Source organism: Vannielia litorea (assembly GCF_018424695.1).
In the GTDB taxonomy this organism is placed as follows: Bacteria; Pseudomonadota; Alphaproteobacteria; order Rhodobacterales; family Rhodobacteraceae; genus Vannielia; species Vannielia litorea_A.
The window spans coordinates 1-15322 of record NZ_QTNQ01000041.1 but is presented as its reverse complement, the minus strand read 5'-3'; the positions used below and the strand labels follow the sequence as shown (position 1 = coordinate 15322).

The 15322-nt window shown below is 64.1% G+C and carries 13 protein-coding genes; 8 read left to right on the top strand and 5 right to left on the bottom strand.

The genetic code is table 11. The features are described 5' to 3' along the window. The first annotated feature begins 31 nt into the window (after positions 1 to 31). Positions 32 to 199: a hypothetical protein gene (locus DYI42_RS14185; RefSeq protein ID WP_213546648.1), complete on the top strand. Its 168-nt coding sequence runs from the start codon at positions 32 to 34 to the stop codon at positions 197 to 199. Further along, entirely contained in the window at positions 196 to 819 is a 624-nt protein-coding gene (locus DYI42_RS14180; RefSeq protein ID WP_244867929.1) for an SCO family protein, read from the top strand. Before DYI42_RS14185 ends, DYI42_RS14180 begins: the two co-directional genes overlap by 4 nt. Before the next feature lie 61 nt (positions 820 to 880). Here DYI42_RS14180 and DYI42_RS14175 read toward each other — a convergent pair whose 3' ends face one another. The 3 genes from DYI42_RS14175 to DYI42_RS24295 form a co-directional block, all read right to left on the bottom strand. Then, positions 881 to 1255 (bottom strand): hypothetical protein, encoded by a 375-nt coding sequence (locus DYI42_RS14175; RefSeq protein ID WP_213546647.1) that lies wholly within the window; start codon positions 1253 to 1255, stop codon positions 881 to 883. Between the two features lie 100 nt (positions 1256 to 1355). Then, positions 1356 to 1700, bottom strand: a complete 345-nt coding sequence (locus DYI42_RS24300) for a ferric reductase-like transmembrane domain-containing protein (RefSeq protein ID WP_274608823.1) — start codon at positions 1698 to 1700, stop codon at positions 1356 to 1358. Positions 1701 to 1706: 6 nt separating this feature from the next. Beyond that, positions 1707 to 1958 (bottom strand): hypothetical protein, encoded by a 252-nt coding sequence (locus DYI42_RS24295; RefSeq protein WP_244867928.1) that lies wholly within the window; start codon positions 1956 to 1958, stop codon positions 1707 to 1709. Between the two features lie 947 nt (positions 1959 to 2905). Between DYI42_RS24295 and rplJ the strand changes: the two genes are divergently transcribed. From rplJ to DYI42_RS14140, 6 genes are all read left to right on the top strand, one after another. After that, the gene (gene rplJ, locus DYI42_RS14165) at positions 2906 to 3418 is read left to right on the top strand and encodes a 50S ribosomal protein L10 (protein ID WP_213546646.1); all 513 of its coding nucleotides are present in this window, start codon (positions 2906 to 2908) and stop codon (positions 3416 to 3418) included. Between the two features lie 73 nt (positions 3419 to 3491). Further along, on the top strand, positions 3492 to 3872 hold the full coding sequence (rplL, locus tag DYI42_RS14160; RefSeq protein ID WP_213546645.1) for a 50S ribosomal protein L7/L12: 381 nt from the start codon (positions 3492 to 3494) through the stop codon (positions 3870 to 3872). A gap of 247 nt (positions 3873 to 4119) precedes the next feature. After that, positions 4120 to 8256: a DNA-directed RNA polymerase subunit beta gene (rpoB, locus tag DYI42_RS14155; protein WP_213546644.1), complete on the top strand. Its 4137-nt coding sequence runs from the start codon at positions 4120 to 4122 to the stop codon at positions 8254 to 8256. A gap of 75 nt (positions 8257 to 8331) precedes the next feature. Then, positions 8332 to 12570 (top strand): DNA-directed RNA polymerase subunit beta', encoded by a 4239-nt coding sequence (gene rpoC / locus DYI42_RS14150; RefSeq protein WP_213546643.1) that lies wholly within the window; start codon positions 8332 to 8334, stop codon positions 12568 to 12570. A gap of 120 nt (positions 12571 to 12690) precedes the next feature. Next, positions 12691 to 12960 (top strand): DksA/TraR family C4-type zinc finger protein, encoded by a 270-nt coding sequence (locus DYI42_RS14145; RefSeq protein ID WP_213546642.1) that lies wholly within the window; start codon positions 12691 to 12693, stop codon positions 12958 to 12960. A 77-nt stretch (positions 12961 to 13037) separates the two neighbouring features. After that, positions 13038 to 13943, top strand: a complete 906-nt coding sequence (locus DYI42_RS14140; protein ID WP_213546641.1) for a DMT family transporter — start codon at positions 13038 to 13040, stop codon at positions 13941 to 13943. Between the two features lie 3 nt (positions 13944 to 13946). On the opposite strand, the gene DYI42_RS14135 is transcribed toward DYI42_RS14140, so the two are convergent. Further along, positions 13947 to 14291, bottom strand: a complete 345-nt coding sequence (locus DYI42_RS14135; RefSeq protein ID WP_213546640.1) for a hypothetical protein — start codon at positions 14289 to 14291, stop codon at positions 13947 to 13949. A 33-nt stretch (positions 14292 to 14324) separates the two neighbouring features. Next, on the bottom strand, positions 14325 to 15322 hold a 998-nt coding region (locus DYI42_RS14130), incomplete at its 5' end, for a glycosyltransferase (RefSeq protein ID WP_213546639.1).

Below are 15322 nucleotides of genomic sequence, written 5' to 3'. Positions count from 1 at the left end.
ACCCGCCGGGACCCGCGCCTTTCTCCAGGACGTGATTGCCTGGGCCGCCGCCTTGATGCTGGCGGTGCTGGGCGCGGTTCAAGCGCATCACATGGGGCCGCCCTCGGAGCAGGCTGTGGCCGCCGCCGAGCTGCGGGATCTGGGAATCGCGGCGGAGGATCTTTGCGGGACCTTCGGGGCGGATGGCGGCTTTCATTGACCACGCTGCTCAAGGGCACAACTGATGACCGGGCGTACAATGGCAGCCATCATCGCGGGGGGCTGGCCGGGCTGGCTCTCCTTGCGGTGGCATGGTTCACGCTGCTGGCCCCGAAGCTGGACGAGGGCGCCGCGATCGACCTCGGCCACGGCGATTACGTGCTGGAGGGCACGGACGGCCAGCCCTTTACCGAGGCCAGCCTGCGCGGCGCGCCGACGGCGGTGTTCTTCGGCTTTTCGCATTGCCCGGAGGTTTGCCCGACCACGCTGGCTCACATCGACCTGTGGCAGGCGGAGCTGGAGGCCGCGGGCGCGGGCCCTTTACGCACCTATTTCGTCACGGTGGACCCGGAGCGCGACACGCTGGGGATGATCGGTGACGACGTGAACTGGGTGCCCGGCGTGGTGGGCGTCTCGGGGAGCCGCGAGGAGGTGGACAAGGCGATCCGGGCCTTTCGCGTCTACGCCTCCAGGATTTCTCTGGAAGGCGGCGGCTACACGATGGACCACTCGGCCTTTGTGCTGCTCTTCGACGAGAGGGGCAACTTCTTCGAGCCGATCCGCTACGAGGAGGAGCTGGAGAGCGCGATGGCCAAGATCCGGCGGGTGATGGCGATGTGAAACCGGGCGGCGGGGCGCATGTTGCCGGGGCTGTCGGCCCCCGCCGACCGGTTCGGGGGCATCAGCTGCACACGTTGCCCGGCACGATGTTTCCCTGGCTCAGGGTGGCGCCCGCGATCATGTCGACGAAGACGGCGCGGGTGCCGTTGATCTGGACGAACTGGCAGTCTTCGGCCTCGCCGGTATAGGTGTAGCACATCGCGTCGCCATTGATCCGCCATGTCCCGGCATAGACGGCGGTATCGCGCCCCACGACCAGACCGCCGGGATCGTGGAACTCGCAGTAGGAGGTGCCGTCCGCAAGGGCGCCGACCACGCTCGCCCCCGACAGCGACTGCTGCACAACGGCCCCCGGCGTGTGGGCGATGGTGGGGAGGCTGAGGCAGGCGGTGAGGGTGCCGAGGAAGAGGACGGGCAGGGCGCGGGAAATGGGCATGATGAAAACCTCCTTGAATCCCGCAAGACTGCACCATGACCTTAGGTAAATCACCCTTTTTCTGCATTATCGCAGGGTGGGGCGCCGGGCGGAGGCTTGATCAGCCCGGGTTTGCCTGCCTCCGCGGCGGGCGGAGGTGCCAGTACCAGACGCGGTAGGCCTCCAACGCGGCGAGGGGGGCGAAGTGCAGGATGGCGCCGAGCGGGTTGCGGAACTCGTGCAGCCCGGCCCAGTGCAGCAGGGTCAGCACGGCGGCGGCATATGTCCACCGTTGGAGCCACTTCCACCAGGGGCCCATCATTCTCTGGGCGAAATCCATCGAGGTGACGGCAAGCGGGACAAAGATGGCGAAGGCGAGCCAGCCCGTCCAGATGTAGAAGCGCGGCAGCTCGGAGAGCACGCGTGCGGCTGAGTCCTTGTCGATCAGGTAGAAAAGCGTGTGCAGCGCCGCTTAGCCGAAAGCAGCGACGCCGAAGTAGCGGCGGTTCTTCCTGAGCCAGCGGGCCCAGCCGGCGTTGCGGAAGAGCAGGACCAGCGGCGAGATCATCATGGTGAGGATCAGTGCCCGTGCGGCCCATTCGCCGGTGGGGTGCACGAGGATGTGGAAGATGCGGGCGTTGTCCGAGGACATGGCCTCGTAGCTCCAGAGGGCAGCGGGGGCGGTGAGCAGGGCCCAGAGCCAGTAGGGGGATCGTTTTTGCATGGCTGTGGCTTTCGGCTGCGGTTGACCTGACTTGAACGGGCGAGGGCGCCGGGTCCGTCGGGGGCGGGCGATTTGGCGCGGTTGGTTAAAGTTTTGCGGGCGGGTTGCGCTCATGGCGGTGCGGCGTTCGGCTGCGCATGTGGCCCGGTTGCAGGCAGGACAGCACATGCCCGTTGCCATGCGGAACCGACTTTCGTGTCAGATCACGGGCCCGGGTCATGTGGTGATGGGTCAGCTGCCCTTCGGGGGGGGCCGCGAAGGTCCGCTTCGAGCCCATCACTGCGCTTGCCATGTCTTCCCCCGCGCGGAATCAAGGCGAAGCCGCCGCGCAGCGCCGTCCCGCCCCCCCGGGGCGGCGCATGGCTGCCGTTGGCGCTGAGCTCCAAGGGAAGAAGGTGCTTGGCTACCATAAAGCGCGCCGCTCATCAGGTCGGGCGCCACCCCGCGGGACGGCGCTGCACGGCTTGCGGATCAATGTCTGCTTTGTCCGCGCTCCGGACCGTGTAACACACCGTATCGAAGGGCCGGTTCGGGTTGGACCTGCTTGGCAGCTGGGTCAGGATTGCCAGGCACGGCACCCCGGCGGGATTGAGAAGGTTCCCCGGGAGGAGCCAGGGTTGCGCTTCATTCGACAAAGCGACCGGGCGCGCGCGAAATCACCCGGTCGTGAGGGTTCGGCCCTTGCCCTCGGAGCGCGAGCCAACTAAACCGCCCCCTGCAAGCCAGCGTGCGATTCGTCGTGCGCTGTTTTGCGTTTCGTCCAAGACGGTGGGTGGAGTTCGTCCGAACCCCTTAATTTCCTGCCTGAGACGGGTCAGAACATGTTTTCCCGCGGGGGTTCTCTCGGGCGAACTTGGTTTCAGCCCCGTAACACGGACCTGAGTGTTGGCCTCGGCCAGCAAAAAAGAGCCGGGCGGGGATGACCCTGCCCAAATTGGAGTGAAACTGTGGATAGAGCCCAGAAAGAGAAAGTGGTCGAGGAACTCGGCCAGATTTTCGAAAGCTCTGGCGTCGTTGTGGTCTCCCACTACGAGGGTCTCACGGTTGCCGAGATGCAGGACCTGCGCGCGCAAATGCGTGAAGCTGGCGGGTCGGTCCGCGTCGCCAAGAACAGGCTCGCCAAGATCGCCCTGGAAGGGAAGCCTTGCGCCAGCATCGCCGATCTTCTGACGGGTATGACCGTTCTCACCTACTCCGAAGACCCCGTGGCTGCGGCCAAGGTCGTGGAGAAGTTCGCCAAGGACAACTCGAAGCTCGAGATCCTCGGCGGTGCGATGGGTGAAACGGCTCTGGACGTCGACGGAGTGAAGGCCGTTGCCGCGATGCCCAGCCGCGAGGAGCTCATTGCTTCCATCGTGGGCTGCATCGGTGCACCTGCCTCGAACATCGCCGGCGCCATTGGCGCACCTGCCTCGAATATCGCGTCCATCCTTTCGACCATCGAAGAGAAGGCCGCGTAAGGCAACGAATGAGAGCCGCGTAGGGGTTGATTGCCTCGCGTTGGAACACATCTAGACAGACGGAAAGCGAAAAATGGCTGATCTGAAGAAACTTGCTGAAGAGATCGTGGGTCTGACCCTTCTCGAAGCCCAAGAACTGAAAACCATCCTCAAGGACGAGTACGGCATCGAGCCCGCCGCTGGCGGCGCAGTGATGATGGCCGGCCCTGCTGGCGGCGACGCCGGTGCTGCGGAAGAAGAGAAAACCGAGTTCGACGTGATCCTGAAGGCCGCTGGCGCCCAGAAGATCAACGTGATCAAGGAAGTCCGCGCCATCACCGGTCTTGGCCTGAAAGAAGCCAAGGAACTGGTCGAAGCCGGCGGCAAGGCCGTCAAGGAAGGCTGCGACAAGGCCGAAGCCGAAGACATCAAGGGCAAGCTCGAAGCCGCTGGCGCCGAGGTGGAGCTCAAGTGATCGGACGCCGCCCCGCGCGGGTGGCCCGGTAGAGAATTGGCTGGATCCGGGAAAATTCCGGGTCCAGCCGAATGCGTCTCGGCAAGCGCCTCTGCGGGGGTTCTTTCCAAGGCGCGTTCGAATGGATCGGGCGCGTGCCGGTGGGACGGCACGCAGGTATGGATCCCGGACGCACCTTCATTCGTGAGCCGCCCTCCCGGTGCCCCGGCGGGATGTGCGCGGCGACAGACGAAAGGTACTATACCAGATGGCGACGACTCTCCTCGGCCACAAACGTTTCCGCCGCTATTACGGCAAAATCCGCGAAGTTCTGGAGATGCCGAACCTCATCGAGGTTCAGAAAAGCTCCTACGACCTGTTCCTGAAGTCCGGTGACGAGCCTCAGCCGATGGACGGCGAAGGCATCATGGGTGTCTTCCAGGGCGTTTTCCCGATCAAGGATTTCAACGAGACGGCTGTTCTCGAGTTCGTGAAATACGAGCTGGAGAAGCCCAAGTACGACGTTGAAGAGTGCCAGCAGCGCGACATGACCTACAGCGCGCCGCTGAAGGTGACCCTGCGCCTCATCGTGTTCGATGTGGACGAGGACACCGGCGCCAAGTCGGTGAAGGACATCAAGGAACAGGACGTGTTCATGGGCGACATGCCCCTGATGACGCCCAACGGCACCTTCGTGGTGAACGGCACCGAGCGTGTGATCGTTTCCCAGATGCACCGCTCGCCCGGCGTGTTCTTCGACCATGACAAGGGCAAGACCCACGCCTCGGGCAAGCTCCTCTTCGCCTGCCGGATCATCCCCTATCGCGGCTCCTGGCTGGACTTCGAGTTTGACGCCAAGGATATCGTCTTTGCGCGCATCGACCGCCGCCGCAAGCTGCCGGTGACCACCCTGCTCTATGCCCTCGGGCTGGATCAGGAGGCGATCATGGACGCCTATTACGAGACGGTCAGCTACAAGCTGAAGAAGAACAAGGGCTGGGTGACCAAGTTCTTCCCCGAGCGCGTCCGTGGCACGCGCCCGGCCTATGACCTCGTGGATGCCAAGACCGGTGAAGTGATTGCCGAGGCCGGCAAGAAGGTGACGCCGCGCGCGGTGAAGAAGATCATCGACGACGGCGAGATCACCGATCTGCTGGTGCCGTTCGACCGCATCGTCGGCAAGTTCGTGGCCAAGGATATCATCAACGAGGAAACCGGCGCCATCTACGTGGAAGCCGGCGATGAGCTGACCTGGGAGACCGACAAGGACGGTGAAGTCACCGGCGGCACCCTGAAGGAGCTGGTCGACGCGGGCATCACCGATATTCCGGTGCTCGACATCGACGGCGTGAACGTGGGTGCCTACATCCGCAACACCATGGCGAACGACAAGAACATGAACCGCGACACCGCGCTCATGGATATCTATCGCGTCATGCGCCCCGGCGAGCCGCCCACCGTGGAAGCCGCCAGCACCCTCTTCGACAGCCTGTTCTTTGACAGCGAGCGCTACGATCTCTCGGCCGTGGGCCGGGTGAAGATGAACATGCGCCTCGATCTCGACGCCGAGGACACCCAGCGCACGCTGCGCCGCGAAGACATCGTGGCCTGCATCAAGGCGCTGGTGGAGCTGCGCGACGGAAAGGGCGAAGTGGACGACATCGACCACCTCGGCAACCGCCGTGTCCGCTCGGTCGGCGAGCTGATGGAAAACCAGTATCGCGTGGGTCTGCTCCGCATGGAGCGGGCGATCAAGGAGCGCATGAGCTCCGTCGAGATCGACACTGTGATGCCGCAGGATCTGATCAACGCCAAGCCCGCCGCTGCCGCGGTGCGCGAGTTCTTCGGCTCGTCGCAGCTCAGCCAGTTCATGGACCAGACCAACCCGCTCTCGGAAGTCTCCCACAAGCGTCGCCTTTCGGCGCTTGGCCCGGGCGGCCTGACCCGTGAGCGTGCCGGCTTCGAGGTGCGCGACGTGCACCCGACCCACTATGGCCGGATGTGCCCGATTGAAACGCCGGAAGGCCCGAACATCGGCCTCATCAACAACCTCGCCAGCTTTGCGCGGGTCAACAAGTATGGCTTCATCGAAACGCCCTATCGCCGCGTCGAAAACGGCAAGGTGACCGATGAAGTGCATTACATGTCGGCCACCGAAGAGATGCGCCACACGGTGGCTCAGGCCAACGCCTCGCTCGACGAGGACGGCAAGTTCACCAACGACATGGTGAACACTCGCCAGTCGGGTGAATACACCCTGGCGCCCAACGAGAACGTGGACCTGATCGACGTGTCGCCGAAACAGCTGGTTTCGGTTGCCGCCTCGCTCATCCCCTTCCTCGAAAACGACGACGCCAACCGCGCCCTCATGGGCTCGAACATGCAGAAGCAGGCCGTGCCGCTGCTGCAGGCCGAGGCTCCGCTTGTGGGCACCGGGATCGAGCGCAAGGTGGCCATCGACTCCGGCGCCGCCATTCAGGCGTTCCGCGGCGGGATCATCGACCAGGTCGATGCCCAGCGGATCGTTGTGCGCGCCACCGAAGACCTGGAGCCGGGCGACCCGGGCGTGGACATCTACCGTCTGCGCAAATTTCAGCGCTCCAACCAGAACACCTGCATCAACCAGCGCCCGCTGGTGAAGGTGGGTGACACGGTGGTGAAGGGCGAGGTCATCGCTGACGGTCCGAGCACGGACATGGGTGAGCTGGCCCTCGGCAAGAACGTCGTCGTCGCCTTCATGCCCTGGAACGGCTACAACTACGAGGACTCCATCCTCATCTCCGAGCGCATCGCCAAGGATGACGTGTTCACCTCGGTCCACATCGAGGAATTCGAAGTGGCCGCGCGCGACACCAAGCTTGGCCCGGAAGAGATCACCCGCGACATCCCGAACGTCGGCGAGGAAGCCCTGCGCAACCTCGACGAGGCCGGGATTGTCTACATCGGTGCCGAGGTCGGCCCCGGTGACATTCTCGTGGGCAAGATCACCCCGAAGGGCGAAAGCCCGATGACCCCGGAAGAGAAGCTGCTGCGCGCCATCTTCGGCGAAAAGGCCAGCGACGTGCGTGACACCTCGCTCCGCCTGCCGCCGGGCGATTTCGGCACGGTCGTGGAAGTGCGCGTCTTCAACCGCCATGGCGTGGAGAAGGACGAGCGGGCGCTTCAGATCGAGCGGGAAGAGGTGGAACGCCTGGCCCGTGACCGGGACGACGAGCTCGCGATCCTCGACCGCAACATCTATGCCCGTCTGAAGGACATGATCCTGGGCAAGATGGCGATCAAGGGGCCGAAGGGCATCAAGCCGAAGTCGGAAGTCACCGAGGAACTGCTCGACAGCCTGTCGCGCGGCCAGTGGTGGCAACTCGCCGTGGGTGAAGAGGACGAGGCGCAGGCCATCGAGGCTCTCCACGCCCAGTACGAGGCGCAGAAGCGCGTGCTCGACGCCCGCTTCGAGGACAAGGTGGAGAAGGTGCGCCGCGGCGACGATCTGCCCCCGGGCGTGATGAAGATGGTCAAGGTCTTCATCGCGGTGAAGCGCAAGCTTCAGCCCGGCGACAAGATGGCCGGTCGTCACGGCAACAAGGGCGTTATCTCCCGCGTTGTGCCTGTGGAAGACATGCCCTTCCTCGGGGACGGCACGCCTGTCGACTTCGTGCTCAACCCGCTGGGTGTGCCTTCGCGGATGAACGTCGGTCAGATCCTCGAAACCCACATGGGCTGGGCCTCTCGTGGGCTCGGTATTCAGGTGGACGAGGCTCTGGGCGAGTATCGCCGCTCGGGCGACCTGACCCCGGTGCGTGACGCGATGAAGATTGCCTATGGTGAAGAGGCCTATGAGGAGCACATCCAGTCGCTCGACGAGGGTATGATCCTTGAGACCGCTGGCAATGTGACCCGCGGTGTGCCAATTGCCACGCCGGTCTTCGACGGGGCCAAGGAAGTGGACGTGAACGACGCGCTTACCCGCGCGGGCTTCAACGAAAGCGGCCAGTCGATCCTGTTTGATGGCCGCACCGGCGAGCAGTTTGCCCGCCCGGTGACCGTGGGCATCAAGTACCTGCTGAAGCTGCACCACCTTGTGGATGACAAGATCCACGCACGTTCGACCGGCCCCTACAGCCTCGTCACTCAGCAGCCGCTCGGTGGTAAGGCCCAGTTCGGCGGCCAGCGTTTCGGGGAAATGGAAGTCTGGGCGCTGGAAGCCTATGGCGCCGCCTACACCCTGCAGGAAATGCTGACCGTGAAGTCGGACGACGTGGCTGGCCGGACCAAGGTGTATGAGTCGATCGTCAAGGGCGAGGACAACTTCGAGGCGGGCATTCCCGAGAGCTTCAACGTGCTCGTCAAGGAAGTCCGCGGCCTCGGCCTGAACATGGAACTCCTGGATGCGGAGGGCGAGGAATAAGGGCCTCGGCCCGCGACGGACGCGCTCTCAAGGCGCGTCCGCCTCTCCCATCTGCACAACTTTGAGGAATTCAAGATGAACCAGGAACTGACGAACAACCCGTTCAACCCGCTCACCCCGCCGAAGGTGTTTGACGAGATCAAGGTCTCGCTGGCCTCGCCGGAGCGGATTCTCTCTTGGTCTTTCGGTGAGATCAAGAAACCCGAGACGATCAACTACCGGACCTTCAAGCCCGAGCGTGATGGCCTCTTCTGCGCCCGTATCTTCGGGCCGATCAAGGACTACGAGTGCCTGTGCGGCAAGTACAAGCGGATGAAGTATCGCGGCGTCGTCTGCGAGAAATGCGGTGTGGAAGTCACGCTGCAAAAGGTCCGCCGCGAGCGCATGGGCCACATCGAGCTGGCCGCGCCGGTTGCGCACATCTGGTTTCTGAAGTCGCTCCCCAGCCGGATCGGCCTCATGCTGGACATGACCTTGCGTGACCTCGAGCGCATCCTCTACTTTGAGAATTACGTGGTCATCGAGCCGGGCCTCACCGACCTCCAATACGGTCAGCTGATGACCGAAGAGGAGTTCATGGATGCCCAGGATGCCTACGGGATGGACGCCTTCTCGGCCAACATCGGCGCCGAGGCGATCCGCGAGATGCTCAGCCAGATCGACCTCGAAGCCGAGGCCGAGCAGCTGCGCGCCGACCTCAAGGAGGCCACCGGCGAGCTGAAGCCCAAGAAGATCATCAAGCGTCTGAAGATCGTCGAGAGCTTCCTCGAGTCCGGCAACCGCCCCGAGTGGATGGTGCTCACGGTGATCCCGGTGATCCCGCCCGAGCTGCGCCCGCTGGTGCCGCTGGACGGCGGCCGCTTTGCGACCTCCGACCTGAACGATCTCTATCGCCGGGTCATCAACCGGAACAACCGTCTGAAGCGCCTCATCGAGCTGCGCGCGCCCGACATCATCATCCGCAACGAAAAGCGGATGCTGCAGGAGTCGGTCGATGCGCTCTTCGACAACGGCCGCCGTGGCCGTACCATCACCGGTGCGAACAAGCGTCCGCTGAAATCGCTCTCTGACATGCTCAAGGGCAAGCAGGGCCGCTTCCGTCAGAACCTTCTGGGTAAGCGCGTCGACTTCTCCGGTCGTTCGGTCATCGTGACCGGCCCCGAGCTGAAGCTGCACCAGTGCGGCCTGCCGAAGAAGATGGCGCTCGAGCTGTTCAAGCCCTTCATCTACTCGCGGCTGGAGGCCAAGGGCCTTTCGAGCACCGTGAAGCAGGCGAAGAAGCTGGTCGAAAAAGAGCGTCCCGAGGTGTGGGATATCCTCGACGAGGTGATCCGTGAGCACCCGGTTCTGCTGAACCGCGCGCCCACGCTGCACCGCCTCGGCATTCAGGCGTTCGAGCCGATGCTGATCGAAGGCAAGGCCATTCAGCTGCACCCGCTCGTCTGCTCGGCCTTCAACGCCGACTTCGACGGTGACCAGATGGCCGTGCACGTGCCGCTTTCGCTGGAAGCCCAGCTGGAAGCCCGCGTACTGATGATGTCGACCAACAACGTGCTGTCGCCCGCCAACGGCGCGCCGATCATCGTGCCCTCGCAGGACATGATCCTTGGCCTCTATTACATCACGATGGAGCGCGAAGGCATGAAGGGCGAAGGCATGGTCTTCGGCTCGGTCGAAGAGGTGGAGCACGCGCTGAACGCCGGCGAGGTGCACCTGCACTCCAGGATCAAGGCCCGGATCAAGCAGATCGACCACGAAGGCCAGGAAGTGTTCCAGCGGTTCGACACCACGCCGGGCCGTGTGCGCCTTGGTGCGCTGCTGCCGCTGAACGCGAAGGCCCCCTTCGAGCTGGTCAACCGCCTGCTTCGTAAGAAAGAGGTGCAGCAGGTCATCGACACCGTCTACCGCTATTGCGGGCAGAAGGAGTCGGTCATCTTCTGTGACCAGATCATGAGCATGGGCTTCAAGGAGGCCTTCCGCGCCGGTATCTCGTTCGGCAAGGACGACATGGTGATCCCCGACAACAAGTGGACCATCGTGGATGACACCCGCGAGCAGGTGAAGGACTTCGAACAGCAGTACATGGACGGCCTGATCACCCAGGGCGAGAAGTACAACAAGGTGGTCGATGCCTGGTCGAAGTGTAACGACCGCGTCACCGACGCCATGATGGAGACCATCTCTGCGGTCAAGAAGGACGAGACAGGCGCCGAAGCGGAGCCGAACAGCGTTTACATGATGGCCCACTCCGGTGCCCGGGGCTCGGTCACGCAGATGAAGCAGCTCGGCGGGATGCGCGGCCTGATGGCCAAGCCCTCGGGCGAGATCATCGAGACGCCCATCATCTCGAACTTCAAGGAAGGCCTGACCGTGCTGGAGTACTTCAACTCCACCCACGGCGCTCGTAAGGGTCTGTCGGACACCGCGCTGAAGACGGCGAACTCGGGCTACCTGACCCGCCGTCTGGTGGACGTGGCGCAGGACTGCATCATCCGTCAGCACGACTGTGGCACCGAGCGGGCAATCACCGCTGCCGCCGCCGTCAACGACGGTGAAGTGGTGAGCTCGCTGGCTGAACGTATCCTGGGCCGCGTTGCGGCAGAGGACATCATCCACCCCGGCACCGACGAGGTGCTGGTGGCCCGCAACGAGCTGATCGACGAGCGCAAGGCCGACATGGTCGAGCAGGCCAATGTCGCGACCGTGCGTATGCGCTCGCCGCTGACCTGTGAGGCCGAAGAGGGCGTGTGCGCCAACTGCTACGGGCGCGACCTTGCCCGCGGCACCATGGTGAACACCGGCGAGGCTGTCGGCATCATCGCCGCGCAGTCGATCGGTGAGCCCGGCACACAGCTGACCATGCGGACCTTCCACATCGGCGGCGTGGCCCAGGGTGGCCAGCAGTCGTTCCAGGAAGCCTCGCAGGAAGGCATCGTCGAGCTGCGCAATGCCAACCTTCTCAAGAACGAGATGGGCGAGCAGATCGTGATGGGCCGGAACATGCAGGTTGCCATCATCGACGAGAACGGCACCGAGCGCGCCAGCCACAAGGTGACCTACGGCACCAAGGTCTTCGTGACCGAGGGGCAGAAGGTCGCCCGCGGCGACAAGCTCTACGAGTGGGACCCGTACACTCTGCCGATCATCGCCGAGAAGGCGGGCACGGCCAAGTTCGTCGACCTCACCACCGGCATCGCCGTGAAGGACGAGACCGACGACGCCACCGGCATGACCCAGAAGATCGTGATCGACTGGCGCACCGCTCCGAAGGGCAACGAGCTGAAGCCCGAGATCCTCGTGGTGGGTGAAGACGGCGAGCCCGTGCGCAACGATGCGGGCAACCCGGTGACCTATCCGATGTCTGTCGACGCGGTTCTGTCCGTCGAAGACGGGCAGGAGGTGAAGGCCGGTGACGTGGTTGCGCGAATCCCGCGGGAAGGCGCGAAGACGAAGGACATCACCGGTGGTCTGCCGCGTGTGGCCGAACTCTTCGAAGCTCGCCGTCCCAAGGACCACGCGATCATTGCCGAGGCCGACGGCTACGTGAAGTTCGGGCGCGACTACAAGAACAAGCGCCGGATCTCCATCGTGCCGGGCGACGACAGCCTCGAGCCGATCGAGTACATGGTGCCCAAGGGCAAGCACATCCCGGTGCAGGAAGGCGACTTCGTGCAGAAGGGTGACTACATCATGGACGGCAACCCGGCGCCGCATGACATCCTCTCCATCATGGGTGTCGAAGCGCTGGCCGAATACATGATCGACGAGGTGCAGGACGTCTATCGCCTTCAGGGCGTGAAGATTAACGACAAGCACATCGAGGTTATCGTTCGGCAGATGCTCCAGAAGTGGGAGATCCTCGACTCGGGCGACACCACACTGCTGAAAGGCGAGCACGTGGACAAGGCCGAGTTCGACGCCGCCAACGAGAAGGCTGTGAGCAAGGGGGGCCGCGAGGCCCAGGGCGAGCCGATCCTGCTAGGGATCACCAAGGCCAGCCTGCAAACCCGCAGCTTCGTCTCGGCCGCGTCGTTCCAGGAGACCACCCGGGTGCTCACCGAGGCCGCCGTTCAGGGCAAGCGCGACAAGCTTGTGGGCCTGAAGGAGAACATCATCGTGGGCCGCCTCATTCCGGCGGGCACCGGTGGTGCGACCCAGAAGGTGCGCCGCATCGCCACCGAGCGCGACCAGAAGGTGATCGACGCGCGCCAGGCGGAGGCCGAAGCCGCCGCCGCCCTGGCCGCTCCGATGGACGACGATATCGTGGGGGGCGACGAGTTCGACACCCTCGTGGAGACGCCCGAGAGCCGGTAAGCACCGGGTTTCGCGGCAAGAATCGGAGGGGCCTCGCGGCGACGCGGGGCCCCTTTGCCATGGGGGGCTTGCGTTGCGACGCGGGCCGCTTACCTTTTCAGGGTCGAAAGGAGTGTGGCCATGGCCGGAGGATGGGCAAAGGACGGGGCGGTGAGCGAGCAGATCGAAGCATCGATCAGCGACGAGTTGCAGCGCCTGAAGGCCCGGCGCGGCCCGCAGGGTGAGAGCCTGACGCATTGCGCCGAATGCGAGGAGGAAATCCCCGAAAAGCGCCGGCTGGCGATTCCGGGCGTGAAGCTCTGCATCGACTGCCAGCAGGAGCGCGACGGCGCGTTCAAGGCGCGCGGCGGGATCAACCGGCGCGGCTCGAAGGACAGCCAGCTCAAGTAGGGTGCGCCATGGATGCGCCCCCAACGGGCGTCGCGCGAACGCTTGCGCTTGTCACATAATCCTCCTACCGCTGCGTCATGGCTGAGCTTTCCGAAAACCTGCGCGGCGCCGTTCTGATGACCGCCTCGATGGCGTCCTTCACCATCAACGACACCTTCATCAAGTCCCTGTCGGGAGACTTGCCGCTGATGCAGACAGTCTTCCTGCGCGGCTTGGCGGTGACGCCGCTGCTGGCGCTGCTTGCGTGGCATCGCGGCGCCCTGCGGTTTCGGCTGACGCGGGGCGACGGGTGGCTGCTGGTGCTGCGCAGCCTGAGCGAGATCCTCGCCGCGCTGTTCTTCCTCACCGCGCTCTACAACATGCCCTTGGCCAACGCGACGGCGATCCTCCAGGCCGCGCCGTTGATGGTGACTCTGGCGGGTGCGCTGTTGTTTGGCGAGGCGATCGGGATCTGGCGGATGTCGGCGATCCTGATCGGCTTTGTCGGCGTGCTGCTGATCGTGCAGCCGGGCGGCGAGGGCTTCACCAGCTATTCGATCTGGGCCTTGGCGGCAGTGCTGGCCGTGGTCGCGCGAGACGTGTTGACCCGCAAGATGAGCGGCGCGCTGCCCTCCCTCACCGTCGCCACCGTCACCGGCTTCTCCGTAGGCGCTGCGGCGGGAATTGCCGCGCTGTTCGAGCCCTGGGCGCCTGTCTCTGCCGGCAATGCGCTGGCCCTCGGCGGTTCGGTGGTGGCGATCCTCTTCGCCTACACGCTCTCGGTCACGGCGGTAAGGGTGGGCGATATGGGGTTCGTTGCGCCGTTCCGCTACACCGGCCTGCTCTGGGCTCTGGTCCTGGGCCTGCTGGCCTTTGGCGACTTCCCCGGCCCGCTCACCCTGATCGGCAGCGCCATCGTGATTGCGGCGGGCCTCTTCACCTACCTGCGGGAACGGCGGCTGGCGATCCGGCGAAGAGAAATTGCGCAGGCCCCGCCGCGGTGAAAGTCAGCCCGCGTCGGTGAAGGTAAGCGGGCCTGTGATACCGCGATCGGCCAGAAAGCCCCTTATATCGCAGATCGGCCCCTCGATCACCTCGTGAGGGTCCGCTCCATCATGATCGGCGGCCTTGTCGATGGCGAAGTAGCTGCAAGGTTCATCGGGCGCCATCGAATAGACAACAAAACTCGCGTTGGACCCGATGTGGAAGCGCCCCGGGCCTGCGCGCCCAATCAGGTTCCCTCCGTCGAGCTTTCGGTAGAGAAAGGTGTTCTCGCGAAGGTCGATCCAGGCCACTGTGTAGGTTTCGTCCTCCCAAAGTACACCGTAGTCGCATCCGGAAAGCAGTGTCATGGCGAGAAGCGCGAGGCGTCGCACGGTGCGGTCTCAGCTCACGCCTGTCTCGGCGGCGTGAAACTTGGCCAGCGCCTCTTCGGTGATGCCGAAGGTCTTCGACAGCGCCCGCGCCACCTCGCCTTCGATGGGCACCATCTCTTCGAAGTCCTTCTTCTTGAAAGGGGTGCCGTTGGTGGAGTTCAGCCCGCGCACGAACATGTCTTCGCCGGTGTAGGTGAGCGTTGTCATCTGCCGCCAGATCGTATCGTGCCGGAAGTGGACAACCGTCTTGTCGATATGCGGGCGGATGTAGACGCCGAGCGCGGGCGTCCAGTATTGCCGCTGCTGGGCGCAGGCGCGGATGCCCTCCTCGTCGATGCAGACGGTATAGCCCTGGTTGAAATCCACCGCGAACTTGTGCTCGCGCTTCATGATCTCGTGCCCGTCGTCGAAAGCCTCGCGGAAGCGCTCGACGAAGCGGTAGCTCACGCCGTCATCGTCATCCAGCCGGAACTGGCCGCAAACCCCGCCCTGCGGGTCGATATGCTCGCGCATCGCCTTAAGACAGGCCACCCGATGGTTGAGCGGCTCGTATTGCACCAGCCGGGCCTGTGGCAGGGTGGCGAGCATGTCTTTCAGGCGCTCGTCATAGGCCTTGGGCAGCTGGTTGCCGGTGAGGACGACGAACTTGAAGTCTTCGTCGGTTTGCAGCCGGAGGCCGGGCAGGGTGAAGGTTTCGAAGTAGCGAAACCGCTCTTCCAGCCGTTCTTCGCCATAGAGAAAGTGGATCCGGTCCTGAATGGTGGCGTGCTCGCGCCGAAAGCCGCCGTAACAGGGGTAGGAAAAGCGGCATATGCCGAGAATCTGTACGATGTGACTGGTCCTTAACCGGTGGTCTCTGCCCCGAGCGGTAAGGTAGGCGGCAGCGATTGGCGAGGCAAGGGTGCGACGCCTCCAGGGCCGCTTCGGCCCGATTTCGGGCCGGGGCAATGCACAATCGCCGAAAGCGTTGCAATCAAGCCCCGCCAGCCCCCGCAGGTGTTGACAGC

Excerpts from the sequence above, each read along its gene's own strand:
- DYI42_RS14140 (WP_213546641.1), top strand. The coding sequence starts at position 13,038 with ATGGCTGAGCTTTCCGAAAACCTGCGCGGCGCCGTTCTGATGACCGCC.
- DYI42_RS14175 (WP_213546647.1), bottom strand. The coding sequence starts at position 1,255 with ATGCCCATTTCCCGCGCCCTGCCCGTCCTCTTCCTCGGCACCCTCACC.
- DYI42_RS24295 (WP_244867928.1), bottom strand. The coding sequence starts at position 1,958 with ATGCAAAAACGATCCCCCTACTGGCTCTGGGCCCTGCTCACCGCCCCC.
- DYI42_RS14135 (WP_213546640.1), bottom strand. The coding sequence starts at position 14,291 with ATGACACTGCTTTCCGGATGCGACTACGGTGTACTTTGGGAGGACGAA.
- rpoC (WP_213546643.1), top strand. The coding sequence starts at position 8,332 with ATGAACCAGGAACTGACGAACAACCCGTTCAACCCGCTCACCCCGCCG.
- rplL (WP_213546645.1), top strand. The coding sequence starts at position 3,492 with ATGGCTGATCTGAAGAAACTTGCTGAAGAGATCGTGGGTCTGACCCTT.
- rpoB (WP_213546644.1), top strand. The coding sequence starts at position 4,120 with ATGGCGACGACTCTCCTCGGCCACAAACGTTTCCGCCGCTATTACGGC.
- DYI42_RS14145 (WP_213546642.1), top strand. The coding sequence starts at position 12,691 with ATGGCCGGAGGATGGGCAAAGGACGGGGCGGTGAGCGAGCAGATCGAA.